At 64.8% G+C, this 22,524-nt stretch carries 23 protein-coding genes and 1 tRNA gene; 14 read left to right on the plus strand and 10 right to left on the minus strand.

Annotated features, from left to right (window positions below):
• Nucleotides 1–147 precede the first annotated feature (147 nt).
• Complete coding sequence (locus tag D618_RS0111625) at nucleotides 148–372, minus strand: hypothetical protein (RefSeq protein WP_017671694.1); 225 nt, start codon at nucleotides 370–372, stop codon at nucleotides 148–150.
• A gap of 122 nt (nucleotides 373–494) precedes the next feature.
• Nucleotides 495–1,190, minus strand: a complete 696-nt coding sequence (locus D618_RS0111630) for an alpha/beta hydrolase (RefSeq protein ID WP_238550662.1) — start codon at nucleotides 1,188–1,190, stop codon at nucleotides 495–497.
• A gap of 254 nt (nucleotides 1,191–1,444) precedes the next feature.
• Here D618_RS0111630 and D618_RS0111635 point away from each other — a divergent pair, with 254 nt between their 5' ends.
• Nucleotides 1,445–2,956, plus strand: coding sequence for a YifB family Mg chelatase-like AAA ATPase (locus tag D618_RS0111635; protein ID WP_017671696.1), 1,512 nt, complete (start codon nucleotides 1,445–1,447; stop codon nucleotides 2,954–2,956).
• A 37-nt stretch (nucleotides 2,957–2,993) separates the two neighbouring features.
• On the opposite strand, the gene D618_RS0111640 is transcribed toward D618_RS0111635, so the two are convergent.
• The 5 genes from D618_RS0111640 to D618_RS0111660 form a co-directional block, all read right to left on the minus strand.
• Nucleotides 2,994–3,776, minus strand: a complete 783-nt coding sequence (locus D618_RS0111640; RefSeq protein ID WP_017671697.1) for a 3-hydroxybutyrate dehydrogenase — start codon at nucleotides 3,774–3,776, stop codon at nucleotides 2,994–2,996.
• 118 nt (nucleotides 3,777–3,894) lie between these two features.
• Complete coding sequence (arsC, locus tag D618_RS0111645) at nucleotides 3,895–4,248, minus strand: arsenate reductase (glutaredoxin) (RefSeq protein ID WP_017671698.1); 354 nt, start codon at nucleotides 4,246–4,248, stop codon at nucleotides 3,895–3,897.
• Between the two features lie 15 nt (nucleotides 4,249–4,263).
• Complete coding sequence (gene ssb / locus D618_RS0111650; protein ID WP_017671699.1) at nucleotides 4,264–4,806, minus strand: single-stranded DNA-binding protein; 543 nt, start codon at nucleotides 4,804–4,806, stop codon at nucleotides 4,264–4,266.
• Nucleotides 4,807–4,876: 70 nt separating this feature from the next.
• Complete coding sequence (locus D618_RS0111655) at nucleotides 4,877–6,733, minus strand: ferrous iron transporter B (RefSeq protein ID WP_017671700.1); 1,857 nt, start codon at nucleotides 6,731–6,733, stop codon at nucleotides 4,877–4,879.
• Nucleotides 6,730–6,981 carry a FeoA family protein gene (locus D618_RS0111660; RefSeq protein ID WP_017671701.1) on the minus strand — a complete coding sequence of 84 codons (252 nt, stop codon included), beginning with the start codon at nucleotides 6,979–6,981 and terminating at the stop codon, nucleotides 6,730–6,732. The genes D618_RS0111655 and D618_RS0111660 overlap by 4 nt, the downstream gene beginning before the upstream one ends.
• A gap of 112 nt (nucleotides 6,982–7,093) precedes the next feature.
• Here D618_RS0111660 and D618_RS0111665 point away from each other — a divergent pair, with 112 nt between their 5' ends.
• Nucleotides 7,094–8,689: an NAD(P)/FAD-dependent oxidoreductase gene (locus tag D618_RS0111665; RefSeq protein WP_017671702.1), complete on the plus strand. Its 1,596-nt coding sequence runs from the start codon at nucleotides 7,094–7,096 to the stop codon at nucleotides 8,687–8,689.
• Nucleotides 8,690–8,772: 83 nt separating this feature from the next.
• Here the strand turns inward: D618_RS0111665 and tig are convergent, their stop codons facing one another.
• Complete coding sequence (tig, locus tag D618_RS0111670) at nucleotides 8,773–10,371, minus strand: trigger factor (protein WP_017671703.1); 1,599 nt, start codon at nucleotides 10,369–10,371, stop codon at nucleotides 8,773–8,775.
• Nucleotides 10,372–10,437: 66 nt separating this feature from the next.
• Nucleotides 10,438–10,522, minus strand: a tRNA-Leu gene (locus tag D618_RS0111675).
• 129 nt (nucleotides 10,523–10,651) lie between these two features.
• Between D618_RS0111675 and D618_RS0111680 the strand changes: the two genes are divergently transcribed.
• Nucleotides 10,652–10,843, plus strand: a complete 192-nt coding sequence (locus tag D618_RS0111680) for a hypothetical protein (protein WP_026091593.1) — start codon at nucleotides 10,652–10,654, stop codon at nucleotides 10,841–10,843.
• 7 nt (nucleotides 10,844–10,850) lie between these two features.
• Here D618_RS0111680 and D618_RS0111685 read toward each other — a convergent pair whose 3' ends face one another.
• Nucleotides 10,851–13,781: an insulinase family protein gene (locus D618_RS0111685; protein WP_017671704.1), complete on the minus strand. Its 2,931-nt coding sequence runs from the start codon at nucleotides 13,779–13,781 to the stop codon at nucleotides 10,851–10,853.
• A 148-nt stretch (nucleotides 13,782–13,929) separates the two neighbouring features.
• Between D618_RS0111685 and D618_RS0111690 the strand changes: the two genes are divergently transcribed.
• The 11 genes from D618_RS0111690 (at nucleotide 13,930) to D618_RS0111740 (ending at nucleotide 22,490) form a co-directional block, all read left to right on the plus strand.
• Entirely contained in the window at nucleotides 13,930–14,505 is a 576-nt protein-coding gene (locus D618_RS0111690) for a NifU family protein (protein ID WP_017671705.1), read from the plus strand.
• Between the two features lie 36 nt (nucleotides 14,506–14,541).
• Nucleotides 14,542–15,141 (plus strand): malonic semialdehyde reductase, encoded by a 600-nt coding sequence (locus D618_RS0111695; RefSeq protein ID WP_017671706.1) that lies wholly within the window; start codon nucleotides 14,542–14,544, stop codon nucleotides 15,139–15,141.
• An 11-nt stretch (nucleotides 15,142–15,152) separates the two neighbouring features.
• Nucleotides 15,153–15,812 carry a tRNA (adenosine(37)-N6)-threonylcarbamoyltransferase complex dimerization subunit type 1 TsaB gene (tsaB, locus tag D618_RS0111700; protein WP_017671707.1) on the plus strand — a complete coding sequence of 220 codons (660 nt, stop codon included), beginning with the start codon at nucleotides 15,153–15,155 and terminating at the stop codon, nucleotides 15,810–15,812.
• A 4-nt stretch (nucleotides 15,813–15,816) separates the two neighbouring features.
• Complete coding sequence (locus tag D618_RS0111705) at nucleotides 15,817–16,338, plus strand: GNAT family N-acetyltransferase (RefSeq protein WP_017671708.1); 522 nt, start codon at nucleotides 15,817–15,819, stop codon at nucleotides 16,336–16,338.
• A 169-nt stretch (nucleotides 16,339–16,507) separates the two neighbouring features.
• Nucleotides 16,508–16,936, plus strand: coding sequence for a MucR family transcriptional regulator (locus D618_RS0111710; protein WP_017671709.1), 429 nt, complete (start codon nucleotides 16,508–16,510; stop codon nucleotides 16,934–16,936).
• A 164-nt stretch (nucleotides 16,937–17,100) separates the two neighbouring features.
• A complete protein-coding gene (locus D618_RS0111715; RefSeq protein ID WP_026091595.1) occupies nucleotides 17,101–17,523 on the plus strand; it encodes a Fur family transcriptional regulator in 423 nt (140 codons plus the stop codon).
• 7 nt (nucleotides 17,524–17,530) lie between these two features.
• Nucleotides 17,531–18,370, plus strand: a complete 840-nt coding sequence (locus tag D618_RS0111720) for a lysophospholipid acyltransferase family protein (protein ID WP_017671711.1) — start codon at nucleotides 17,531–17,533, stop codon at nucleotides 18,368–18,370.
• Between the two features lie 11 nt (nucleotides 18,371–18,381).
• Nucleotides 18,382–19,761 carry a tRNA (N6-isopentenyl adenosine(37)-C2)-methylthiotransferase MiaB gene (miaB, locus tag D618_RS0111725; RefSeq protein ID WP_017671712.1) on the plus strand — a complete coding sequence of 460 codons (1,380 nt, stop codon included), beginning with the start codon at nucleotides 18,382–18,384 and terminating at the stop codon, nucleotides 19,759–19,761.
• Nucleotides 19,761–20,867 carry a PhoH family protein gene (locus D618_RS0111730; RefSeq protein ID WP_017671713.1) on the plus strand — a complete coding sequence of 369 codons (1,107 nt, stop codon included), beginning with the start codon at nucleotides 19,761–19,763 and terminating at the stop codon, nucleotides 20,865–20,867. The genes miaB and D618_RS0111730 overlap by 1 nt, the downstream gene beginning before the upstream one ends.
• A 132-nt stretch (nucleotides 20,868–20,999) precedes the next feature.
• The gene (gene ybeY / locus D618_RS0111735) at nucleotides 21,000–21,494 is read left to right on the plus strand and encodes an rRNA maturation RNase YbeY (RefSeq protein WP_017671714.1); all 495 of its coding nucleotides are present in this window, start codon (nucleotides 21,000–21,002) and stop codon (nucleotides 21,492–21,494) included.
• 63 nt (nucleotides 21,495–21,557) lie between these two features.
• Nucleotides 21,558–22,490 carry a hemolysin family protein gene (locus tag D618_RS0111740; protein ID WP_026091597.1) on the plus strand — a complete coding sequence of 311 codons (933 nt, stop codon included), beginning with the start codon at nucleotides 21,558–21,560 and terminating at the stop codon, nucleotides 22,488–22,490.
• The last annotated feature ends 34 nt before the right edge of the window (nucleotides 22,491–22,524 follow it).

The raw sequence follows: 22,524 nt of genomic DNA on the forward strand, positions 1-22,524 counted from the left end.
TGCGTGTCTCAGCGATCAACATGGCGGCCCCTCGGCCCCAGTCAAGGGCGCAGCGCGGACTAGGCCGTGCTGATAAGGCGCGCACGAAAAAGGGCGACCATCGCTGGCCGCCCTTTCCCGAATCAGTACCTGAAATTCCCGAAGGAATCAGGGGCTGTTGGGCTCATCATCGTCAGCGATGACGATGATGCCGCCAACAACAGCGGCAGCGGCCACGACACCAATGATGATGCCGGTGCTGCCTTCTGCGTCGCTCTCTTCGCTCGAAGCGCTGGACACGCGGGCTGCGGAAGTCGCAGCCTGTGCCAGAACCGGAGCGCCGACCATCGTGGTCAGAGCAAGCGCAGCCAGTGCGGTCTTTGCAATTTTCATAAGATTGTCCCTTCAGACGTGCTGCTAGCCCGTGCCGTATTCCACAGACTGTGAGCAATTGCAACATGCGCCGGACGCAACCCCCAAGGGTTTCGTCGCTCTTTTCAGGCAGTTCGCAGCACTTAGTCAACTTCGAGCAATCCCATGTCGGCCAGATGTAACGGGGCGACATAGAGCGCATCATCAAAGGCGACGCTGCTGGTCAGAGCATAGAATCGCTGTGCGTCAACCGCGCTCAAACCCATTTCACGGTAAAATTCAATGTATTCGCCGTGCACGGGGTCATCGGGTGATACGTCCGCTGCCTCGCGGCCAAGCTCGTCACGCCAGCTGTGAACCGCAAACTCGGCGCGCGAATCGGCCGTTCGCCGGACACCGGCGAGAAACAGCTCGACCGCACCCGATCGCACCGATCCACCCGCCGGAACGAAGGTTGCGATTCGCGCTGCCCGCAGCATGCGGCCCAGCGCCAGATTCGCCGCGTCATCTTCTGAGCCGGGGCAATCGATCATCTCCAGCGTCTGGATGTCCGGCCATGCGCGCAGCATCGCGGCAAACTGCGCCGGCGTCCCCGTGCCGACGACCCCGCGCATTTGTGCATTGTGCCGATCGATCACATGAAACGGCCCGAAGCGCGCCAGCACCGGTGCCGCCATATCGGCTCCCCTGTCCTTCGCGCGCGCGCCTGCAAGATTGTCCTCCCACGTGATCTCGATGGTTTCGATATAGGGAAGTCCTGCCTCGTGCCCCTCGACCGGCCCAGCACAAAGAGCGGCGCCGAGTGCGACAAGGGCAGATAGACGGCGCAGGTCAGGCATCATTGGGTTCCATCGGCAGCAGCGGTAACGCTCTGTCCGCGATGCGCGCCGGGCATGAGCAAAGCCTTTCCAAAGATGGTCAGCGAACGGCGTTAAGCGCAGGTTACCCTTGGCCGCCTTGCGCGCCGTCGCAGCGGTCATCGTCGTTACCGTTGCGGCAATTGCCTCCGGAATGAACCGATCATTCGGATTTCCCTCGACTCGGGTAGCGCGGCGCTTCAGTCTGCAGCGAGGGAACAAACAGGGGGCAGCGCATGGTCGCCATCGTTCAGACCGTGGCCTATCTGGGGCTGGAGGCACGCAGCGTCGAGGCGCAGGTGCAGATCTCGCCCGGCGTGAACAAGGGCATCGCGGTGGTCGGCCTGCCCGACAAGGCAGTGGGCGAAAGCCGCGAACGCGTCCGCGCCGCCATCGCCTCGCTGGGCCTGTCGCTTCCGCCCAAGCGCATCACCGTCAACCTCTCGCCCGCCGACCTGCCCAAGGAGGGGTCGCATTACGATCTGCCGATCGCGCTCGCGCTGCTCGCGGCAATGGGGATCATCGATGCCGAACTCGCCAGCGAATATGTCGCGGTGGGCGAGCTCGCGCTCGACGGACGGATCGCCGCCTCGCCGGGCGTGCTGCTCGCAGCCTTGCATGCCTCGGCGACCGGGCGCGGGCTGATCTGCCCGGCAGCGCAAGGCGCAGAAGCCGCGTGGGCAGGCGGCATCGACGTGATCGCCGCGCCCGATCTGCTCACCCTGCTCAACCACCTCAAGGGCAACGGCCGGCTGAGCCCGCCCAAGCCTGGGATCGCCGAAGAGTCCGCACCGGGGCCGGACCTGCGCCAGGTCAAGGGGCAGGAAACCGCCAAGCGCGCGCTCGAGATCGCGGCTGCCGGGGGGCATAACATGGTGATGACCGGGCCTCCAGGCGCGGGCAAGTCGCTGATGGCCTCATGCCTGCCGGGCATCCTGCCGCCGCTGACGCCGGAGGAGGCGCTCGAGGTTTCGATGGTGGCGTCGGTTGCGGGAACGCTCACCGACGGCCGGATCAGCCGCGCGCGCCCGTTCCGCGCGCCCCATCACAGCGCCTCGATGGCGGCGCTCGTTGGCGGCGGGTTGAAAGTGCGGCCCGGCGAGGTCTCCATGGCGCATCTGGGCGTGCTGTTTCTCGACGAACTGCCCGAGTTTCAGCGCACCGTGCTCGATTCGCTGCGACAGCCGCTCGAAACCGGCGAAGTCAGCGTCGCGCGCGCCAATGCGCATGTCACCTTTCCGGCGCGGGTTCAGATGATCGCGGCGATGAACCCGTATCGCTGCGGGCATCTGGGCGATCCCGCGCTGGGCTGCTCGCGCGCGCCGCGCTGCGCGGCGGACTATCAGGCCAAGGTCTCCGGGCCGTTGCTCGACCGCATCGACCTGCATGTCGAAGTGGAGGCGGTGACCGCCGCCGACCTCACGTTGCCGCCGCCCGCCGAAGGTTCGGCTGAGGTCGCCGCCAGAGTCGCCGCCGCCCGCGCGCTGCAGACCGCGCGCTATGCCGACATCAAGGCGCGCACCAATGCCGAGATCGACGGCGAAGCGCTCGAACGCTTTGCCACCCCCGACGAACCTGCGCGCCAGCTTCTCGCGCGCGCTGCCGAGGCGATGCGTCTCTCGGCGCGGGGCTATACGCGGGTGCTCAGGGTTTCGCGCACGATCGCGGACCTCAGCGGTGCCCAGACCGTAGGCCGGGTGCATGTGGCCGAGGCGCTGAGCTATCGCAGGCGCGCACCGGTGGGGTGAGCGGGAGCGGGGCCCAGGCCCGTTTCCCCTCCCATCATCACTGCGCGGTCCAGCCACCGTCGATCGGCAGGGCGATGCCGGTGATCTGCGCGGCGGCCGGGCTGCACAGGAAGGCGGCAAGTTCGCCGATCTGCTCCGGCGTGACGAACTGGCCCGAAGGCTGCTTGGCGCACAGCAGCTTGTCGCTGGCCTCCTCGATGCTGATGCCCTGTTCGCTCGCCATCGCCTCGATCTGCTTTTGCACCAATGGCGTGTGGACCCAGCCGGGGCAGATGGTGTTGCAGGTGATGCCGGTGCCCGCGGTTTCCAGCGCGACCACCTTGCTGATGCCGACCACGCCGTGCTTGGCCGCGACATAGGCGACCTTGTGGGCGCTGGCCACCAGGCCGTGCGCCGAGCCGATGTTGATGATGCGGCCAAAGCCCTTCTGGCGCATGTGCGGCAGCGCGGCCTGGATCGAGAAGAACGCGCTCGACAGGTTGATCGCCAGGATCGCGTGCCACTTTTCCGCCGGGAAATCCTCGACCGGTGCGGTGTGCTGGATGCCGGCATTGTTGACCAGGATATCGACCGTGCCAAAGCTGCTGACGCACAGGTCGACCATCGCTGCGATCTCGTCGGGCTTGGTCATGTCGGCGCTGCTGTACACCGCCTTGATGCCATAGTCCGCTTCCAGTCCGGCGCGCTCCTGCTCGATCGCCTCGGCATCGCCGAAACCGTTGAGCACCAGGTTGGCGCCCTTGGCGGCGAGCATCTTGGCGATGCCCAGGCCGATCCCGCTGGTCGATCCGGTGACAATGGCGTTCAGTCCGTTGAGCATCGCAATAACTCCCTTGATGGCATGTGACGGCCGGAAAACGGGCAACAGGCCGGTCTTGTCCGACCAACCGTCACCCGATGCTCATGTTGCACATGCGAACGGAAAAAGCACGGCCCGATCAGGCGGTGAGCAGCTCGGCCACCGTCTCGCTGGGGCGGCACAGCTTCACCGCCTGCTCGGTCACCACGATCGGGCGATTGATCAATATCGGGTGCGCCATCATCGCATCGACGATCTGCGCGTCGGTGACGTCCGCAGCATCGAGCCCCAGTTCCGCGACCAAAGGCTCCTTGGCGCGCAGCAGGCCGCGCGCGCCATGCCCTGCGCGCGCGATCAGGCTTTCCAGCGTGCCGCGCGACGGCGGCGTCTTGAGGTATTCGATCACCTCAGGCTCGTGCCCGGCCTCGCGGATCGCCGCCAGCACGTTGCGCGAGGTGCCGCATCTGGGATTGTGATAGACGGTGAACTGCATCGCCTTCAGGTCCGATCAGAACGGAACGTCGTCGTTGAGATCGTCGTCGAAGCCGCCACCGCCGCCGCCCCAGCTGCCGCCGCCAGCGCCGCCGCCCGACGCCCCACCGTCATTGAAACCGCGCGATCCGCCGCCCGAAGATCCGCCGCTGCTGCGACCGCCGCCGTAATCGCCGCCGCCGCCGCCCATTCCGCCGCCGCCACCGGGCTTGCCGTCGAGCATGGTCATCACCGCGCCGGGGCCCTGCAGCACCACTTCGGTGGTGTAGCGATCAGCGCCCGACTGGTCCTGCCACTTGCGGGTGCGCAGCTGGCCTTCGACATAGATCTTGCTGCCCTTGCGCAGGAAGCGTTCGGCCACGCCGACCAGGCCTTCACCGAAGATCGCGACGGTGTGCCAGTCGGTGCGCTCCTGCTTTTCGCCGCTGTTGCGGTCCTTCCACGATTCGGTGGTGGCGAGCCGCAGATTGGCAACCTTGCCGCCGTTCTGGAAGCTGCGGACTTCGGGGTCGGCACCCAGATTGCCGATCAGAATGACCTTGTTGACGCTGCCCGACATATGCTTTCCCCGGATTTCTGTGATGTGGTGATTGGTTGCCCGGCAATATGCCGACGGCAGGTTGCCGCGTCTATAGCCCGAAAGCCGTCGCGGTCCAGAAGGTAATCCCGGCGGCAATCCACGCCAGGCCGAACAGGTAAACGAGCATGAAGATCGGCCATTTCCAGCCGTTGGTCTCGCGCCGTGTCACCGCGATCGTCGAGATGCACTGCGGCGCGAACACGAACCAGGCGAGGAACGCAAGCGCGGTGGGCAGCGACCAGCGCCCGGCGAGCCGCTCGCCCAGCGCCTGCGCCTGTTCATCCTCGTCGGTGGCGTCGATCGCATAGGTCGTGGCCAGCGCCGAGACGGCGACCTCGCGCGCCGCCATCGCCGGGATCAGCGCCAGCGCGATGTCGCGGCTGAAGCCGATCGGCGCGACGACGGGTTCGATCACGCCTGCAATGCGCCCGGCGGCGGAATAATCGAGCTGGCTCATGCCGCTGCCTTCGGGCGCCTGCGGATAGGTGAGCAGCAGCCACAGGCCGATGGTGACGGCAAAGATGATCGTGCCCGCGCGGCGCAGGAACAGCGCGGCGCGCTGCCACAGGCCGAGCGCCAGGTCGCCGATTCGCGGCAACTGGTACTTGGGCATTTCCATCAGGAAGCCGCTCGCGCCGCCCTTGGCCACGGTCGAGCGCAGCACCAGCGCCACCACCATCGCGCCGATGATGCCGAAGACATAGAGGCCGAACAGCACCAGCCCTTGCAGGCCGACGCCGGGGCCCACGGTGATCTGCGGGATGAACGCGGCGATGATCACGGTGTACACCGGCAGCCGCGCCGAGCAGGTCATCAGCGGCGCGATGAGGATGGTGGTGAGCCGGTCCTTCTCGTCCGAGATGCTGCGCGTCGCCATGATGCCGGGGATTGCGCAGGCGAACGAGGACAGAAGCGGGATGAACGATCGACCCGACAGGCCGACGCTCGCCATCATCCGGTCCATGATGAACGCGGCGCGGGCCATGTAGCCGGTCGCCTCCATCAGCAGGATGAAGAAGAACAGGATGATGATCTGCGGCAGGAAGACGACCACCGACCCCACGCCGGCAATGATGCCGTCGACGATCATCGAGCGGAAGAAGCCGTCTGGAATGGTGGCGGTGGCCAGGTCTCCCAAAGCCGCCGCGCCGGCTTCCAGTGCGTCGGCAAAGGGGGTGGCCCAGCTGAACACCGCCTGGAAGATGATGAACAGCAAGCCGAGCAGGATCACCGGCCCGGCAAAGGGGTGCAGCAGCACACTGTCGGCGCGGTCGGTCCAGCGGCGGCTTTGCGTCTGGCTGACGATGGCGGCGTTGGCGATATGCTCCGCGCGCCTGCGCCGTGCGCGCATGTCGGGCTCGCCCAGCGGCGCATGCGGCACCTGCCTGGCGACGATCACCGCATCGAGCGCTTCGGCAAGTTCGGTGAGCCCCCGGCGGCGCACCGCGACGGTGGGGATGACCGGAACGCCCAGATCTGCCGCCAGCCGCGCCGCATCGAGCGTCAGCCCGTCGCGTTCGGCAAGGTCCACCATGTTGAGTGCGATCACGGTGGGCAGGCCCAGAGCCAGCAGTTCGAGCGCGAACACCAGATGCTGGTCGAGATTGGCCGAATCGAGCACGATGATCAGCGCATCGGGCTGGCGCTCGCCCGTCTGGCGGCCCATCACCACGTCGCGGGTCACCGCCTCGTCGGGGCTGGTGGGGTCGAGGCTGTAGCTGCCGGGCAGGTCGATGAGTTCGGCAGGCCGGCCATCGGCAAAGGCAAAGCGACCCGATTTGCGCTCGACGGTGACGCCAGGATAATTGGCGATCTTCTGCCGCGCGCCGGTCAGCGCATTGAACAGCGCGCTCTTGCCCGCATTGGGATTGCCGACCAGCGCGATCAGCGGCTGATGGCGAGTCATGCGGTCGCTCCCGGTTCGCGCAGCGTGATGGCGCGGGCATGGGCGCGGCGGATCGCCACCGTCATCCGCCCGATGCTGAGTGCAATCGGATCACGCCCGAAAAAGATGCCGCGATGCTGGATCGAGACCATCGCGCCCTCGTCCACGCCCAGGGCACGCAGCCGCTTGCCTTCGTCTGGGGGCAGGACGCTCCAGTCGATCGCGGCTATTTCCGCGCGCTGGTTGTTGGGGAGCTGGTCAAGAAGCATGGTTTTGCGAACCGCTATCAATATCCGCTCACGCGCGCCAGTGATTTCTTGGTGTTTTCAGCCTGACCGGTCGGTCTTGGCGGGGGCGGCGTGCTGGGCTACGCCTCGGGCGATGGGCACCAGCAGCACAGCACCTGACGCGATCATCATCGGTGGCGGTCACAATGGCCTGACCTGCGCCTTTTATCTGGCACGCGCGGGGCTCAAGGTGCGCGTGCTGGAGGCGCGCGGCGTGGTCGGCGGCGCGGCGGTGACGCAGGAATTCCACCCCGGTTTCCGCAATTCGGTGGCGAGCTACACTGTCAGCTTGCTCCAGCCGCGCGTCATCGCCGATATGGCGCTGGTGCAGCGCGGCTACCGGGTGATCGAGCGGCCGGTGTCGAACTTCCTGCCTTTGCTCGATGGCGATCATCTCATCCTCGGCGGCGGGCTCGAGCGCACGCAGGCCGAGTTCGCCCGCTTTTCGCGCGCCGATGCCGAGGCGTTGCCCGCGTACTACGCGATGCTCGATCGGGTCGCTGATGTGCTGCGCGATCTGGCGCTGCGCCCGCCGCCCAATATCGGCAGCGGCCTGGCCGGGCTGGTCGAGGCGCTGAGCACCGGGCGGCTGCTGTCGCGACGGTCGCGCGAGGTGCAGCGCGACATGCTCGATCTGTTCACCAAGTCGGCGCGCGAGTTCCTGGGCGGCTGGTTCGAGAGCGATCCGGTGCAGGCAGCGTTCGGATTCGATGCCGTGGTCGGCAATTACGCCAGCCCCGATACGCCGGGCTCGGCCTATGTGCTGCTGCACCATGTCTTTGGTGAGGTGAACGGTAACAAGGGAAGCTGGGGCCATGTGCTGGGCGGCATGGGCAGCATCACCCGGATGATGGCCGAGGCGTCCCTGGAGCAGGGGGTGGAGATTTCGCTGAATGCGCCTGTCGAGCAGGTGCTGGTCGAGGGTGGCCGCGCGGTGGGCGTGCGGCTGGCAAGCGGCGAGGAGCTGCGCAGCCCCCGGATCATCGCCAATGTCGGGCCGAAGCTGCTCTACACAAAGCTGGTGGCGCCAGACGCGCTGCCCGAGGATTTCGCCCGCCGGATGCGCTGCTATGTCACCGGATCGGGCAGCTTCCGGATGAATGTCGCGCTGGATCGGTTGCCCGATTTTTCGGCACTTCGTGGGGACGGTGAACACCTTCGCGCGGGCATCGTCATCGCGCCCAGCCTCGATTACATGGACCGCGCGTTCACCGATGCGAAGGCGCACGGCTGGTCGCGCGCGCCGATCGTCGAGATGCTGATTCCCTCGATCGTCGATGACAGCCTCGCGCCTGCGGGACACCATGTCGCCAGCCTGTTCTGCCAGCAGTTCGACCCTGCGCTCGACTGGACGCCCGAGCAGGAAGCCGCCGCTGCCGACACGATCATCGCCACGGTGGAAGCGCATGCACCGGGCTTTCGCGCATCGATCCTCGGCAAGCAGGTGCTCAGTCCCAAAGGGCTGGAACGCACCTTCGGGCTGATCGGCGGCGATATCTTCCATGGCCGGATGAGCCTCGACCAATTGTGGGCGGCGCGGCCGGTGCTGGGCCACGCCGATTATCGCGGGCCTTTGAAAGGCCTGTACATGTGCGGATCGGGCACGCATCCGGGCGGCGGCGTGACCGGCGCGCCGGGGCACAATGCGGCCAGGGTCGTTCTTTCAGACCGGCGCTGGCGGCGCGGCTGACCCCGAATTATCAGCGGGCAAGAAAAAGCCCCCGCAAGGCGAACCTGGCGGGGGCTGAATTCTTTCGCGCCAAGGGCTGAAGATCAGTCCTTCTTGGCTGCTGCCTTCTTGGCCGGAGCCTTCTTTGCAGCAGGCTTGGCGTCTTCGGCGGCTTCTGCCGGAGCGTCTTCCTTCTTGGCAGCGGCCTTCTTGGGCGCAGCCTTTTTCGCGGGCTTTTCAGCCGCTTCAGGCGCTGCTTCGGTTTCGGCTTCCTTCTTCACCGCAGCCTTTTTCGGCGCGGCCTTCTTGGCCTTGGGCTTTTCGTCATGACCATGATCATGGCCGCAATCGGGGCCATGGACGTGGCCGCCGTCTTCTTCAGCCTCGATCGCCGCTTCCAGCTCTTCGCGGGTCACGGTGCGTTCGGTGATCGTCGCCTTGTCGAACAGGAAGTCGACGACCTTGTCTTCGTACATCGGTGCACGCAGCTGGGCGGCGGCCATCGGGGTCTGGCGGATGTATTCCGCGAAACGCTGACGGTCTTCCTGGCGATACTGCTGCGCGGCCTGCGCGATCAGCATGTTCATTTCCTGTGCGGAAACTTCAACGCCATTGGCCTGGCCGATTTCGGAGAGCAGCAGACCCAGACGCACGCGGCGAACGGCGATCGAGCGATACTCTTCGCGGTCCTTTTCCATCTCGGCGCGGGCGGACTCGGCGTCCTCTTCCTGCGCGGCTTCCTGTTCCAGCTGCGCCCAGATCTGGTTGAACTCGGCCTCGACCATCGAGGGCGGAACTTCGAAATCATGGCTTTCAGCGAGCTGGTCGAGCAGGCGACGCTTCATGTGGGTGCGGGTGAGGCCGCCCAGTTCCTGCTCGAGCTGGCCCTTGATCAGGCCGGTCAGCTGTTCCAGGCTTTCCAGCCCCAGCGACTTGGCAAAATCGTCGTCCAGCTTCGTTTCGCCGGGCTTTTTCACTTCGCCCACGACGATGTCGAAGGTCGCAGCCTTGCCGGCGAGGTCCTTGGCACCGTATTCGGTGGGGAAGGTCACGTTGATGACCGCTTCGTCATTGGCCTTCAGGCCGACGAGCTGGTCTTCGAAACCGGGGATGAGCTGGCCCGAACCGATGACGACGGCCATGCCTTCGCCCTTGCCGCCTTCGAACGGAACGCCATCGACCTTGCCTTCGAAGTCGATGACAACCTGGTCGCCGTCCTTGGCCTTGTAGGTCTTGGGTGCGGCGGTGTAGCTCTTCTGGCCATCGGCGATGCGCTGCAGCGCTTCGGTCACGGCTTCGTCACCGGGCTCGACGATCAGACGCTCGAGCGTGATCGAATCGATCGACGGGGTCGGCACCTGCGGCAGCACTTCCAGCGCCATCTTGACCTGTGCATCCAGGCCCTGGGCATAATCCTCGTTGAGGTCGACCGAAGGCTGGATGGCGGGGCGCAGGTTGTTGTCGCGGATCGCCTTGTCGACGCTTTCCTGGATCGATGCATTCAGCGCGTCGGCATGGATCGATTCGCCGTGCATCTTGCGAATCAGGTTGGCGGGCACCTTGCCGGGGCGGAAGCCGGGCATGCGTACCTGCGGCGCAATCTTCTTCACTTCCGCATCCACCCGCGCTTCCAGATCCTGGGCGGGGATGGTGATGGTGTAGGCCCGCTTCAGGCCCTCGTTCAGCGTCTCGACAATCTGCATCGGCTTAAACTCTTGTCTTTCCATAAAAAGAAGGGAATTTTTTCCCCTTCCCGGCCATCCATGCGATGGTGCGGGCGAAGGGACTTGAACCCCCACATCTTGCGATACCAGAACCTAAATCTGGCGCGTCTACCAGTTTCGCCACGCCCGCGTCGCGGTAATCAAGCGTGCGCGTCTAAAGAAGGTTGCCGAAAAGGGCAAGGGGGGCGTGACCGGCGCGGTGCCAGCTCCGCAACCTGCTGAACACGCAGGCGTAGGTGAGGTGAAAGGAGCCTTTGCCATGGCTACACGTCCTGAAGATCCTGCGATCCCTGCCCCTGACCGGATCGAGCCCCAGAGCCCGACCGAACTTCCGGTGAACGATCCGCCGATGGAAGACCCGATTCAGCAGCCGCCCGAGATCGATCCGGTGGGCCCCGACATCATCGAGCCCGATCGCGGGCCCGACGAGATGCCGACTCAACCGATGTGATTCCCATTCAGCGGCCCGGGGACGCAGCCGCGTCCTCGGGCAGCACCACGAACGACCATGCCTTGTCCTTCAGCAGATATTTCGCCGCCAGCGCCTGCATCCGTTCGGGTGTCGTGACGGTGTAATCGGGCAGGATCGTGCGCAGCGCCGAGACACGGCGCGGATCGCGCGATGCCCCCTGGAGCTGGTTCAGCCAGAAGTTGTTGCCCGTGCTGGCGCGTGAGACCAGCTGCCGTAGCGGCTCGGTTGCCCGCGCCAGTTCATCCGCACTCACCGGCGTCGCGGCGAGGTCCGCTGCAATCGAATTGGCGATCTCGAAGAACTTGCCCACATTTTCGGGTGCCAGCTGGCCAATGACGCCGACATAACCGCCCTTGTCGAACGCGATTGGCCAGTTGTTCAGCACCTGCGGGGCGTAGCTGGCCCCCGCCTGCGCGCGGAGCTGATCGAACAGGCGGCTGTTGAAGATGGCGGTCAGGATCTCGAGCTGACGGCTTTCCTGGATATCGGCCAGCCCGCCGCCGGTCGGCCAGCCCAGAAAGGCTGCGGCCTGATCGGGCGCACCTTCGTGGCGGACGACAACCGGTTCGCTGTTGGGGGCGGGGAAGGCAACGGTATCGGGGCCTGCCACCACGGGTGCAGGCTCGCGCGGCGGCAGCGCGCCGAAGGTCTTTTCCAGCGCCGCGATTGCCGCTGGCTTGTCGAAGTCACCAAACAGCATCACCTCGATCGGCCCCTTGGTCAGCAGCGGCTCCCAGGTGGCGCGGAACGCTTCCGGGGTCAGCTGTGCGGCATCCTGCGGATCGGGCACCTTCCAGCGCGGATCGCGGTTGCGGGTGAGGTAATTGAGGTCGCGTTCCAGCACCGTCTGCGGCGACATCGAGAAGCTGCGATAGGCCAGCTCGGTCCCTGCCCTGGCGCGGCGGACCGGGTTGGCATCCCAGCGCGGGCTGGCCAGCTTGGTGGCGAACAGCTTGAGCTGATCTTCCAGATCGGCGCGGCGGGTATCGGCGGAGAACGAGAATGCATCATTCTCGACCTCGAAGCCGAAGCCGATGCGACGGCCGTTGGTCAGGCGGTCGAGCCCTTCCTGGCCGATCTCGCCGATGCCGCTGGCGACCAGAGCCGCCTGGCCCGACCAGACGAGAGAGGGCTTGTCCGCCGGGAAGGCCTGATAACCGCTGCCGAAGCGCACCTTGACCATGATCTTCGAAACTTCGGCATCATTGGGATACAGGATCGCCTTCACGCCGTTCGACAGTTCGATCATCTCGATGCCGAGCAGGCGAAGATCAGTGGTCGCGGTGACCGATCCAGGCGCGCCCAGCGCAGGCAGATCGTCGAAGGTCACGGCGGCGGCAGCCAGCCGCGCGCTGGCATCGGCGCTGACATCGCGGGTCAGCGCGGCGGCGAGCAGCTGCTCGCCTTCGGGAACCGCCTTGGGCGAGACCAGGATCGCGCGGGTGGCAACCCCGCTGAACTGACGCTGCGTCGATTCTAGCAGCCGTTCGGGCGTGTACATGTCCTTCATGCCGCGGAACACGTCGAGCGCGGTCTGCGGCGCGGCAATGGTCTCGCGAATGTCGACCGCGCCGATGATGTCATCGGCCTGCTTGGCGCCGGCCTCGGTGTCGGCGCTTTCCACGCGCACCGCGAGCGCGGCGTCGAATTCGGCCATCTCGCGCGCGATTTCCTCGGGCGTCGGCGCGGTGGTGGTGGCATCGGCGAGCACGCCGCGCACATCGGCGAGCGCTGCCTGCCAGTCATCGCCGATGGGCACGACCGAGATGAAAGTGCCATCGACCGAGCGGCTGACATCCTCGGAGTTCACCTGCGCCTGCAGAAAGCTGCCGCCGCCGCGCGCGCGGCCCTCGAGCCGCCGGTTGATCAGCTGGGTCGCGACCAGATCGATCAGCAGCTGCTGATTGTATTCGATGGTATCGTTGACCGGCTTCCACGGGCGCAAAATGCCCATGCTCACGAGATAGGGAAAGCCGGGCTCGACGATGGTGCGGGCCACGGGGGCCGCCGGGTCGGGCGCGCCGAAGCCTGGATAGGGCGCCTGTTTGCCCCTGACCTTCCAGTCGCCATAATGCGTCTTGATCAACGCCTCGAGCGTGGCCGGATCGACATCGCCGGCAATCGCGATGACGGTGTTTTCAGGGCGGTACCAGCGCTGGTGGAACGCGCGCACGACATCCGATGTTGCCGCGTTCAGCGTCTCGGGCCTGCCGATCGGCGAGCGTTCAGCCAGCTTCTGGCCGGCAAAGAACAGTTGCCGCGTGGCATCGCCAACGCGCACCTGTGCGCCCGATCGTTCACGCAGTTCGGCCAGCACCACCGGCACCTCGGCCTTCACCGCTTCGCCGGTCAGGCCCGGTTCGCGGATCATGCCCGAGAGGATCTTCATGCTCTCATCGAGCCCGGCAGGCGTCGCGGCGGGCAGATCCAGCTTGTAGACGGTGTGCGTCGGCGTCGTTTCGGCGTTGCTATCGCTGCCGAAGCTCGCGCCCAGCCGCTGCCAGATGCGGATCGCCTCGCCATCGGGAACATATTTGGAGCCGCGGAAGGTCAGATGCTCGAGCAGATGGGCAAAGCCCTGCTCTGCGTCAGTTTCCATCATCGATCCGGCATCGATTCGCACGCGGATCGAGACCTGACCCGGCGGAACACCGTTGCGGCGGACGGCATAGCGCACGCCATTGCTCAGCTCGCCAAAGGTCCAGCCCTTGTCGACCGGCACGTTGCTGCGTTCGTACAGCCAGGGAGTCTTCTCGCCCGGTTCCAGATTGGGCGGGCGCAGTGGCTTGCCGTTGGCATCCTTGCCGCTGGCCACCGGTTCGCCAGGCAAGTTGGCAAGCAGCGGCGGCGAGATCACAAGCGAGACAGCTGCCAGCATGGCGGCCACGGGCGCACAGCGCATCAGGGGAAAGGTCATGGGCAATCTATAGGCAGGCCCAATCTGACTGGCCAGTGAATATGCGGCAGACATGCAGCCATGGCCGCGTCGTCGGCGCAGTCACGGATTGGCGGTGGAATAGAAAAACTGCCTTGCGCGCGCGGCGGTGCTGCACCAGATACCACATATGTTGATCGAAACCGAAACCACTCCGAACCCGTCCACGCTCAAGTTCCTGCCCGGCTGCAAGGTCATGGACATGGGCACGCGCGATTTCGCCTCGCCCGAAGAGGCCGAGGCCTCGCCACTGGCAGAGGCGATCTTCGGCCTGGGCGATGTGACCGGCGTGTTCTTCGGCCACAATTTCATTTCGGTGACGGCAGGTCCCGGGGCCGACTGGTCCTCGCTGCGCCCCGAGGTGCTGTCTGTCCTGCTCGACCATTTCTCGGCGGATATGCCCTTGTTCCGCGCCGCCACGGCTGCGGGCATCGCGGTTCCGGCAGAAGACGCCGACTGGCCGACCAATCCCGAGGATGCCGACATCGTCGCGCAGATCAAGGACCTGATCGAGACGCGGGTCCGCCCGGCCGTGGCCAATGATGGCGGCGATATCCTCTATCGCGGGTTCGACAAGGGCGTGGTGTATCTGCAGATGCAGGGTGCCTGCTCGGGCTGCCCGTCGTCGAGCGCGACGCTCAAGCACGGCATCGAGTCCCTGCTGAAGCATTACGTGCCCGAAGTGATCGAAGTCCGCGCCGCCTGAGGCGCGCCGTTTCTCCCTGCTCAGAAAGTCCTATCCATGACTGCACCGCTCGACGATGCCGCGCTCGACCAGCTGTTCCGCACGGCCCGCACGTATAACGGCTATACCGACCAGCCGGTCAGCCCCGAGCAGCTGCATGGCATCTGGGATCTGATGAAGATGGGCCCGACATCGGCCAACATGCTGCCTGCGCGCATGGTGTGGTGCGTGTCGGACGAGGCCAAGCAGAAGCTGGCGGCCTGCTGCATGGAGGCCAATGCCAAGAAGATCCTTGCCGCGCCGGTCAGCGTCGTGATCGGCATGGACCTCGAATTCTACGAACTGCTGCCTGAACTCTTCCCGCACACCGATGCGCGCAGCTGGTTCGTCGGTGAAGGCAAGGAACAGTTCCGCCGCGATTCCGCGCTGCGCAATTCATCGTTGCAGGGCGCCTATTTCATCCTCGCCGCGCGCGCGTTGGGCCTTGATACCGGGCCGATGTCGGGCTTCGACAATGCAGCCGTCGACAAGGCGTTCTTTGCCGACACGCCCAATGTGACGTCGAATTTCATTTCGACGTTGGGTTATGGCGATCCGACGACGATTTTCGATCGCAGTCCGCGTCCGGGTTTTGACCGGTTCAACACAATCAGCTAGCGGCGTCGGGTATGACGCCCGATCTGCCCGACCTGCTTGTCATCGACACCGCGACCGAAGCCTGTTCGGTGGCGCTGTTCGATGGTGCGCATCTGCTCGCTTCCGATCACGCGGTGATGGGGCGCGGCCATGCCGAACGGCTGGTTCCGATGATTGCAGGCCTGCCCGGCAGGGGGCGCGCTCAGGCCATCCTCGTCAATTGCGGGCCTGGCAGCTTTACCGGGGTTCGCGTCGGGCTGGCGGCAGCGCGGGCATTGGCGCTGGCCTGGAGCGTTCCGGTCAGCGGCTATTCCACCCTCCGGCTGATTGCGGCGATGGCGCTTGATCAGACGCCCGGCGCGGCTGGCGTTGACGTTGTGATGACCGGCGGGCACGGCGAATATTTTACACAGAGCTTTGATGGCATGGGCGAACCCGTTGCTGCGCTGGAATCACTGACGCCCGACGCCGCGCTGGCAGCCTGCGCGCAGGCGCTCGTCGCTGGCAGCATGGCCGAGGCGCTGGTCGCAGCGCGCGGCGGCAGTGAAGGTGGCGGCGGCGAGGCGCTCGCGCTGCTGCCCGATGCGCGCAAGGCGCTGTTACTGCCCGCCTCGGCGCGCGCGCTGCCTGCCGATCCCTTGTATGGGCGTGGCGCCGATGCCAAGCCCATGGCTGCTGCAGCGTCTACATAGCATCATGGTCAGCCAGCCTCCTGATTCCGGTCATCGACCGTTTTTTCAGCTGATTTCCGGGCTGGCGGCGGAAGACGCGATCGGTCCGGTGATGCAGGTGATGGAACAGGCGTTCGATCCGCGGTTTGGCGAGGCGTGGAACCACAGCCAGACCCGTTCGATGCTGGCCATGCCGCTGACCCGCGTGCTTCTGGCCGAGGCGCGCGGTCCCCTGCATTCAGCAGGGCAGGGCGATGCCATTGGATTTGCCATGACCCGGCGTGTGGCAGACGAGGAAGAATTGCTGCTGATCGCGGTAGCCCCAAAATGGCGTCAATTCGGTGTAGCCTCGGCCCTTCTGGCCGAAGTGATTGACGATGCTCAAGAAGCGGGCGTCCAACGACTGCACCTTGAGATGAGAAGTAACAATTCAGCCATTCATCTTTATCAAAAATTCGGTTTTGCTCAGGTCGGTTTGCGGCGCGATTACTATAAAGGCGTGGACTCTCAACACTATGATGCGTTGACACTGGCAATTGACATCTGAGCAAGAATGTTGATTTTTACTATCGAAACTTCGATAAAGACAATCTTGGGGCGATGTACCCCAACAAATGACATTGACGATGACACAGTCATCTTGCATATCGCCCGCGTCCCGCTACTCGGCAGGACAACGGGCCGCTAATCAAAACATCAACATGGGATCAATTGAAATGGCAGAAGCAGATTTGGAAATGCACGAGACGCTGATAACCCTGACCGCAGATATCGTCGCCGCCCATGTCAGCAACAACAGCGTTGCTGTCTCGGACATTCCTGGCCTGATTGAAAATGTTCATCGTGCTCTCAATGGTTTGACCCCGGGTGAAGCCCCCGTGGAAGCAGAATTGCCTGAGCCTGCCGTTTCCGTACGCGCATCGATCAAGCCCGATTATATCGTCTGCCTGGAAGACGGCAAAAAGCTGAAGATGCTCAAGCGCCATCTGATGACGCATTACAACATGACCCCCGATGAATATCGCGCACGCTGGAACCTGCCTGCCGATTATCCGATGGTTGCCCCGAATTACGCAGCGACACGCCGCGAACTGGCCAAGAAGATCGGCCTGGGTCGCAAGCCGGGCAAGCGCCCGGTCAAGTAAGCACGTTTGACGCGCCGCACCCGCCCGCAGCGGTTGCAATTGCGGCGGCGCACTATAGATTGGCTGGCAGGTGTGTGGCGCAAGCCCGCGCTGGCCAGTCATCGCGTGTCATATGCCCAGTGTTTGGGCCCGAACAGAACAACAACGGCATTCAAAGGGGCATCATGCGCCAGAAAATCGACCTCGAGGCGTTGTGCGCCGAACGTGGTCTCAGGATCACCGATCAGCGGCGCGTCATTGCGCGTGTCCTGTCGGAGGCGGATGACCATCCCGATGTCGAACGGCTGCACGAACGTGCGTCGGCCATCGACTCGCGCATCTCGATCGCGACCGTCTATCGCACCGTTCGCCTGTTCGAAGAGGCCGGTATTCTGGATCGCCACGATTTCGGTGACGGTCGCGCGCGCTACGAAGCCGCGCCCGAAGCGCATCACGACCATCTGATCGACGTAGAAACCGGCAAGGTGCTCGAATTCGTCGATCCCGAGCTGGAAGCCCTGCAAAAGCTGATTGCCGAGCGTCTGGGCTATCGTCTGGTCGATCACCGTATGGAGCTTTACGGCGTCTCGCTCGAACGCAAGGACTGACTTGGCGATGAGCGAGGCTGAAGCCGCCGCGCCTGCGCCGCTGCCGCTTTATCCTGACACGCCGGATATGGCGCATCTGCATTGGCGCGATCCGGGCCTTGCGGGGCGTGTGCGTCTGGCGTTCCGGGCGCTGCTGATCGTTCTGGCGCTGGTCGCCTGTGTGCCGCTCTACTACATCTGGCGTGGGCTGAGGCTCTCCAATCCCTGGCCCAAGCTGTTCCTGCGCAGCGTCGGCCGTGCCTGCGGGGCCAGGGTGCGCGTGGTCGGCACGCCGCTCAAGCGCGATGTCTTCTATATTTCCAACCATCTGAGCTGGCTGGATATTCCGGTGATCGCGGGGCGCAATGGCAGCGCCTTTGTCGCGCAGGATGGCATCAAGAGCTGGCCGGTGGTCGGCTGGCTGTGCAAGCTCAACGATACCGTCTTCGTCTCGCGCACCAACCGCCTGGGCATTGCAGAACAGATCAACGAGCTGCGTGATGCGCTGGCCGAGACCTGGGCGATCACCATCTTCCCCGAAGGCACCACCACCGATGGCAGCAAGCTGCTGCCGTTCAAGTCGCCTTTGCTCCAGGTGCTCGACCCGCCACCGCCCGGCGTGCTGGTGCAGCCGATGTACCTTGATTATGGCGACAACGCGCACGACATCGCCTGGGTGGGGGAGGAGACCGCGCCGCACAACGCGCTCAGGCTGTTCACCCGCCAGCACAGCTTCTGGGTCACGCTGCATTTTCTGGAGCCCTTCAGCCCCGCCGATTTTCCGGGGCGCAAGGCGATCGCGGCAGAGGCGCGGCGGCGGATCGACGCGGCGCTTTGTGCTTCCTTGGGCCGAGAACCGGCTGTATAGCTGTGTCACCCATGAACCATCCCACCGATAACACCAATGTGCCCGCGCCCGCCCCGACCGGCGACGCGCCCAGCCGCTATTTCGTCACCTCGTTCGGCTGTCAGATGAATGTCTATGACGGCGAGCGGATGGGCGAAATGCTGAATGCCCAGGGCATGCAGGCTGCCGCCACCCGCGAAGATGCCGATCTGGTCATCCTCAACACCTGCCATATCCGCGAAAAGGCAGTGGCACGGGTGTATTCTGACATCGGCCGGCTCAAGCGCGAGGACGGATCCAAGCCGATGATCGCGGTCGCCGGCTGCGTTGCGCAGGCCGAGGGCGGCGAAATCGCGCGGCGCGCGCCGAGCGTCGACATCGTCGTGGGACCGCAGGCCTATCACCGGCTGCCGCAGTTGATCGAACAGGCGCGGTCCGGCAAGGCTGCGGTCGATACCGACATGCCTGCGGTGACCAAGTTCGGTGCGCTTCCTGCGCGTTCCAAGCAACCGCGCCCGAGCGCGTTTCTCACCGTGCAGGAAGGCTGCGACAAGTTCTGCACCTATTGCGTGGTGCCCTATACGCGCGGCGCGGAAATCAGCCGGCCATTTGCGGATCTGGTTGAAGAGGCCAGGGCACTGGTCGATGGCGGCGTGAAGGAAATCACGCTGCTGGGCCAGAACGTCAATGCGTGGACGGGCAACGATGGCAAGGGACGCTTGCAGGGTCTGGAAGGCCTGATCGAGGTTCTGGCCGATCTGTCGGGGCTGGAGCGAATCCGCTACACCACCAGCCATCCCAACGACATGACCGATGGGCTGATCGCCGCGCACCGCGATGTGCCCAAGCTGATGCCCTATCTGCATCTGCCGGTGCAATCGGGCTCCGACCGCATATTGAAGGCGATGAACCGCAGCCACAGTGCCGCAAGCTATCTCGCGATCATCGACAAGGTGCGCGCTGCCCGCCCCGATATCGCCTTGTCGGGCGACTTCATCGTCGGCTTCCCGGGCGAGACCGAGGCGGACTTCGAGGCGACGCTCGATATCGTCCGCAACGCCCGCTACGCCCAGGCGTACAGCTTCAAATACTCGTCCCGCCCAGGCACCCCTGCCGCCGATATGGAGGATCAGATCAGCCCCGAAATCATGGACGAGCGCCTGCAGCGCCTGCAGGATCTGCTCAATGCGCAGCAACGCGAGTTCAACCAGGGCTCGGTCGGAGAGCGCACGCGCGTGCTGCTCGAACGCCAGGGCCGCAGGGCCGACCAGCTGGTCGGCAAATCGCCCTGGCTGCAATCTGTCCATGTCGTCGACCCCAATGCGCGGATCGGCGATCTGATCGATGTCGAAATCCTGTCTGCCGGGCCGAACAGCCTGGAAGGCACTTCGCTCTCGATGGTGACCGCCTGATGGCGCGCAAGCAGGGTGGCGGCGGCGACCGGCGCAGCACCGATGGCGGCAACAAGTTCCGCAGCAAGCCCGAACCGCAGAGCGCCAGGCTCTCCCCGGTCTATGGCACCGACTTCCCGTTCAACCGGCCCGAACCTGCCAACAAGGCGCGGATCGGGGTGGAGTTCGATGAACCCACTTTGCTTGGGCCTTTGTTCGGCCAGTTCGACAAGAACCTCGTGGCGATCGAGAACCGGCTGGGCGTGTATATCGCCGCACGCGGCAACCGCATCCAGATCGAGGGCGAGGCCGAAAGCGCGGCGCGCGCGCGCGACGTTCTGGTGGGGCTGCACAAGAGGATCGAACAGGGCTTGGATATCGATGAAGGCGCGGTCGAGGCGTTGATCAGCATGTCGGCGGAACCGACGCTCGAGGGCATTGTCCGCAGCGATGTGGTCGATGCGCCCGGGATCATGATCCGTACGCGCAAGAAGACCATCGTGCCGCGGTCGGCGACGCAGACCGAATACATGAAGTCGCTAGTCCGCGATGACATCATCTTCGCGCTGGGTCCGGCGGGTACCGGCAAGACCTATCTCGCGGTGGCGCAGGCGGTCAGCCAGCTGATCACCGGCAGCGTCAACCGGCTGATCCTGTCGCGTCCTGCCGTCGAGGCGGGCGAGCGGCTCGGCTTCCTGCCCGGCGACATGAAGGAGAAGGTCGATCCCTATCTCCGCCCACTGTACGATGCATTGTACGACACTTTGCCTGCCGAACAGGTCGAGCGCCGAATCGCCAGCGGCGAGATCGAAATCGCGCCGCTCGCCTTCATGCGCGGCCGCACATTGGCCGACAGCTTCATCATCCTCGACGAGGCGCAGAACACCACGCCGGCGCAGATGAAGATGTTCCTCACCCGTTTTGGCATGAACAGCCGGATGGTGATCTGCGGCGATCCCAAGCAGGTCGATCTGCCCGGCGGCGTCGGTGCCTCGGGGCTGGCCGATGCAGTCAGCCGTTTGGAAGGCGTGCAAGGCATCGGCACCGTGCGCTTCACTGCAGCCGATGTGGTGCGCCACCCGATCGTCGGGCGCATCGTGGAGGCCTATGAGGGCAAGGATGCCTGAGGTTTTCGCGCCTCACCCGTGCAACATTTCCGAGTTCCCGAGCGAAGTCGAGGGACCAATGCGTATCCGGTCGCGCGCGCGTCCCTCGACTTCGCTTGGGAAAGCGGGTTGGGTTAGGTCTGATTCAACGAAATGATCGAAACCGAGACCTCCACCGACCCGCTGTGGCCCGCTGATACCGACTGGGAGGCGCTCGCCACCCGCGCCGTCGCCGCAGCGCTGGCCGTCAGCCCTTATGGCAGTCTCGCCGATGCACGCTTTGCGGTTTCGGTCAGCGTGCATTTCGGCACCGATGATGAGGTGCAGGCGCTCAATCGCGACTATCGCGGCAAGGACAAGCCGACCAACGTGCTGTCCTTCCCGATGCTCGCGCCCGACATGCTCGATGCGCTGGCCAATACCGATGATGGCGAGGTGCTGCTGGGCGATATCATGCTCGCGTTCCAGACCTGCGCGGCCGAAGCGGCGGAAAAGGGCATCACGGTTGCAGCCCACGCCACCCATCTGATCGCGCATGGTGCGCTGCATCTGGTGGGCTATGATCATATCGAAGAGGCCGATGCGGTGCACATGGAGGCACTGGAAGTGAAAGCACTTGCCAATTTGGGGTTGGACAATCCATATTGACGTCGCGTAATCGCATGCTGCCTTCACTCATCAACCAACAGCGGGGTTAAGATACAGCCAGTCATGGCAGACGGAGACAGTAATGGCGGTGGTAAATCCACCGCAAGCGACGAGGGTTCGGGGCGAATATGGCGGGGCTTGAAGGCCCTGCTGTTCGGAGAACACCACGACCAGTCGCTGCGCGCCCAGCTTGAAGAGGCGATCGACGAGCACGAGGATGACGACGACGACAACGGGACGTCGGCAAAGGGCGACCTGTCGCGCGTCGAACGCGAGATGCTGCGCAATCTGCTGCATTTCAGCGAGCATGACGTCGACGACGTCGCCGTGCCGCGCAGCGACATCATCGCGATCGACAAGGACGCCAGCTTCGATGCTCTGGTGCAGATCTTCGCCGAGCACGGCCACAGCCGCGTTCCGGTCTATGACGGGTCGCTCGATCACATCGTCGGCATGGTCCATATCAAGGACGTTTTCCCGATCATCGCGGCAGATGGCCCGCGCCCGGACACTTGGGACAGCCTGATCCGCCAACCGCGCTTCGTGCCCGAAACCATGGGCGTGCTCGATCTGCTTGCCGAGATGCGCCAGACGCGCACCCACCTTGCCATCGTCATCGACGAATATTCGGGCACCGAAGGGCTGGTGACGATCGAGGACCTGGTCGAGGAAATCGTCGGCGACATCGAGGACGAGCATGACGACGAGCCCGAGACAATGGTCACGCAAAGCGAGGACGGCAGCTGGGATGCCGACGCGCGGGCCGAACTGGACGATGTCGCCAAGCTGATCGATGTCGCGCTGGGCGAAATCGACGAGGATGTCGATACGCTCGGCGGGCTGGCCTTCGTGCTGGCGGGCGAGGTGCCTGCGCCGGGCAGGGTGCTCGACCATGAAAGCGGCTGGCAGCTGGAGATCATCGATGGAGACGAACGCCGGGTCACCCGTATCCGGCTGTTGCCGCCGCCGCAGCAACCGGTCGCGGCAGAAGCCTGAACGGCGGGCTCTGGCTTTTCGGCCCGAGCGCGCC

It is taken from the genome of Blastomonas sp. AAP53, assembly GCF_000331245.1.
Lineage (GTDB): Bacteria > Pseudomonadota > Alphaproteobacteria > Sphingomonadales > Sphingomonadaceae > Blastomonas.

Coding starts and splice junctions, on each gene's coding strand:
- D618_RS0111625 (WP_017671694.1), bottom strand. CDS start 372: ATGAAAATTGCAAAGACCGCACTGGCTGCGCTTGCTCTGACCACGATG.
- D618_RS0111630 (WP_238550662.1), bottom strand. CDS start 1,190: ATGCCTGACCTGCGCCGTCTATCTGCCCTTGTCGCACTCGGCGCCGCT.
- D618_RS0111635 (WP_017671696.1), top strand. CDS start 1,445: ATGGTCGCCATCGTTCAGACCGTGGCCTATCTGGGGCTGGAGGCACGC.
- D618_RS0111640 (WP_017671697.1), bottom strand. CDS start 3,776: ATGCTCAACGGACTGAACGCCATTGTCACCGGATCGACCAGCGGGATC.
- arsC (WP_017671698.1), bottom strand. CDS start 4,248: ATGCAGTTCACCGTCTATCACAATCCCAGATGCGGCACCTCGCGCAAC.
- ssb (WP_017671699.1), bottom strand. CDS start 4,806: ATGTCGGGCAGCGTCAACAAGGTCATTCTGATCGGCAATCTGGGTGCC.
- D618_RS0111655 (WP_017671700.1), bottom strand. CDS start 6,733: ATGACTCGCCATCAGCCGCTGATCGCGCTGGTCGGCAATCCCAATGCG.
- D618_RS0111660 (WP_017671701.1), bottom strand. CDS start 6,981: ATGCTTCTTGACCAGCTCCCCAACAACCAGCGCGCGGAAATAGCCGCG.
- D618_RS0111665 (WP_017671702.1), top strand. CDS start 7,094: ATGGGCACCAGCAGCACAGCACCTGACGCGATCATCATCGGTGGCGGT.
- tig (WP_017671703.1), bottom strand. CDS start 10,371: ATGCAGATTGTCGAGACGCTGAACGAGGGCCTGAAGCGGGCCTACACC.
- D618_RS0111680 (WP_026091593.1), top strand. CDS start 10,652: ATGGCTACACGTCCTGAAGATCCTGCGATCCCTGCCCCTGACCGGATC.
- D618_RS0111685 (WP_017671704.1), bottom strand. CDS start 13,781: ATGACCTTTCCCCTGATGCGCTGTGCGCCCGTGGCCGCCATGCTGGCA.
- D618_RS0111690 (WP_017671705.1), top strand. CDS start 13,930: ATGTTGATCGAAACCGAAACCACTCCGAACCCGTCCACGCTCAAGTTC.
- D618_RS0111695 (WP_017671706.1), top strand. CDS start 14,542: ATGACTGCACCGCTCGACGATGCCGCGCTCGACCAGCTGTTCCGCACG.
- tsaB (WP_017671707.1), top strand. CDS start 15,153: ATGACGCCCGATCTGCCCGACCTGCTTGTCATCGACACCGCGACCGAA.
- D618_RS0111705 (WP_017671708.1), top strand. CDS start 15,817: ATGGTCAGCCAGCCTCCTGATTCCGGTCATCGACCGTTTTTTCAGCTG.
- D618_RS0111710 (WP_017671709.1), top strand. CDS start 16,508: ATGGCAGAAGCAGATTTGGAAATGCACGAGACGCTGATAACCCTGACC.
- D618_RS0111715 (WP_026091595.1), top strand. CDS start 17,101: ATGCGCCAGAAAATCGACCTCGAGGCGTTGTGCGCCGAACGTGGTCTC.
- D618_RS0111720 (WP_017671711.1), top strand. CDS start 17,531: ATGAGCGAGGCTGAAGCCGCCGCGCCTGCGCCGCTGCCGCTTTATCCT.
- miaB (WP_017671712.1), top strand. CDS start 18,382: ATGAACCATCCCACCGATAACACCAATGTGCCCGCGCCCGCCCCGACC.
- D618_RS0111730 (WP_017671713.1), top strand. CDS start 19,761: ATGGCGCGCAAGCAGGGTGGCGGCGGCGACCGGCGCAGCACCGATGGC.
- ybeY (WP_017671714.1), top strand. CDS start 21,000: ATGATCGAAACCGAGACCTCCACCGACCCGCTGTGGCCCGCTGATACC.
- D618_RS0111740 (WP_026091597.1), top strand. CDS start 21,558: ATGGCAGACGGAGACAGTAATGGCGGTGGTAAATCCACCGCAAGCGAC.